The sequence below is a fragment of the Streptomyces niveiscabiei genome, from assembly GCF_001419795.1.
GTDB lineage: Bacteria > Actinomycetota > Actinomycetes > Streptomycetales > Streptomycetaceae > Streptomyces > Streptomyces niveiscabiei.
In genome coordinates this window covers 1-1,643 of record NZ_LIRL01001177.1, presented here as the reverse complement: position 1 = coordinate 1,643, position 1,643 = coordinate 1, and the positions used below count along the sequence as shown (strand labels likewise).

The following is a 1,643-nucleotide window of genomic DNA, read 5'->3' as shown; positions in this document are numbered from 1 at the left end:
CACCCCCACCACGACTCCCTCTCCCCGCACGGCCCCCAACTCCCGTGCCCGGCGCAGGCATCCCTCCGTGTCGGGGTGGGACTGGAGGGCCGGGAGGAGGAGGCGCCACATGTCGGTGACCGCCTCCTCCACGTCCTCGCGGCGCGAGAGCGCGTCGGAGACCGTGTGGGTGCCGAAGAACGCGGCGATCACGGTGCGGGCGGTACGGGGGACGTCGATGGCGGGGGAGAGTTCACCGGCGGCGCGGGACTCGGTGAGGACGTCCGCGACCGTGGAGATCCAGCCCACGAACGGCACCGGCAACTCCGCGGAGATCGCGTGCCGTTCGTTCCAGAGCCGGTTCCCGGCGCGGACGACATGGTCGTCGCGGAACTCCCGGGCGACCTCGAAGCTGAGCAGCACGAGCCGCTCCAGCGCGCTGCCGCCCCGGCTCAGACACCCGGCGACGACCGGCGGCCAGTGCGCGAAGTGCGCCTCGACGACACTGCGCGCGAGATCCTCCTTGCTGCCGAAGTGGAAGTAGAGCGCCCCGCTCGTGTATCCGCTGGCCCGCGCCACGTCGGAGATGCTGGTGCCCGCGTAGCCGTACTCCTCGAAGAGTCTCGCCGCCGCGACGAGGATGGCCTTCCTGGTCGTCTCCGCGCGTTCCTGCATCTCCGCCTCCGGGTCGTGGGGTGGCTCATCGGCCTTTCAGGTGATCTATAGGCACGGCGGAGAAATGTCAGAAGTGACACGGCGAACCATTGTTTTCATGATTTTATGTCTGAAACTCTTGTCGTTCAGCCCGACTTGTCCGCCGCCCCGCAGCCCCCGGCCTGGGACCGCACCGTCCCCCGCCACCTGGTCCACCGCCGCTCGGTCGCGGAGGTCCTGCTCACGGACGCGCTCAGAGTCTCGGACACCCGCTTCCTGGTCGCCGCCCAGTGGCCGCTGCGCCACTCCACGTTCCGCCCCGACCCCGAGGGCCGCCACGACCCGGTGTTCGTGGTGGAGACGATCCGTCAGATGGGCCTGCTGATCCCCCGCGTGTTCCTGGGCAGCCCCCCGGAGACCCGCCTGATCATCAGATCCGTCGGCTTCACCCTGGACCCGGCCGCCGAACCCCGCACGGCGTACGGCGCGAGCGACGTCCTGTGCGAGGCGGAACTCTCCGACGTACGGCAAGTCCCCACCCGCCCGGGCCCGTTGTCGCTGGCGATGAAGGTCGCGTTCTCCTGCGCCGGCGTCCCCTTCGGCCACGCGGAGGGCCGCCTGCGCACGCTCACCCCGCACCAGTACGACGCCCTGCGCACCGGCCGCGCCCGCCGCCCGCCGCTCGGCATCACCGGCGAGCGTCCCGGACCCGGCGAGGTCGGAGTGGCCGGCGAGGGCGGCGTGATGGTCCGCCGCGCGCCGGACGGCACCGTACGCGTCGACCCCGCCGACCTCGGCCACCCCCTCTTCTTCGACCACCCCAGCGACCACGTCCCCGGCATGGTCCTGCTGGAGTCGGCCCGCCAGGCCGCCTGCCTCGCGCTCGGGCGCGGGGCCCGGCTCCTCGGCGCGGACCTGAGGGCGACCGGCTTCACTGAGTGGACGCCCCCGGCGAGCGTCGAGTGTGCGCCGGGGGAGGGGAGTTGGGGCTTCAAGGTCGTCCAGGAGGG

2 protein-coding genes are annotated in these 1,643 nt (G+C 72.2%); one reads left to right on the top strand and one right to left on the bottom strand.

Going from position 1 to position 1,643, the window contains the following annotated elements; genetic code table 11:
• A partial coding sequence (locus tag AOK24_RS41680; protein WP_055725088.1) for a ScbR family autoregulator-binding transcription factor occupies nucleotides 1-654 on the bottom strand: 654 nt, incomplete at its 3' end.
• A gap of 105 nt (nucleotides 655-759) precedes the next feature.
• Here AOK24_RS41680 and AOK24_RS41675 point away from each other — a divergent pair.
• A partial coding sequence (locus AOK24_RS41675; protein ID WP_055725089.1) for a ScbA/BarX family gamma-butyrolactone biosynthesis protein occupies nucleotides 760-1,643 on the top strand: 884 nt, incomplete at its 3' end.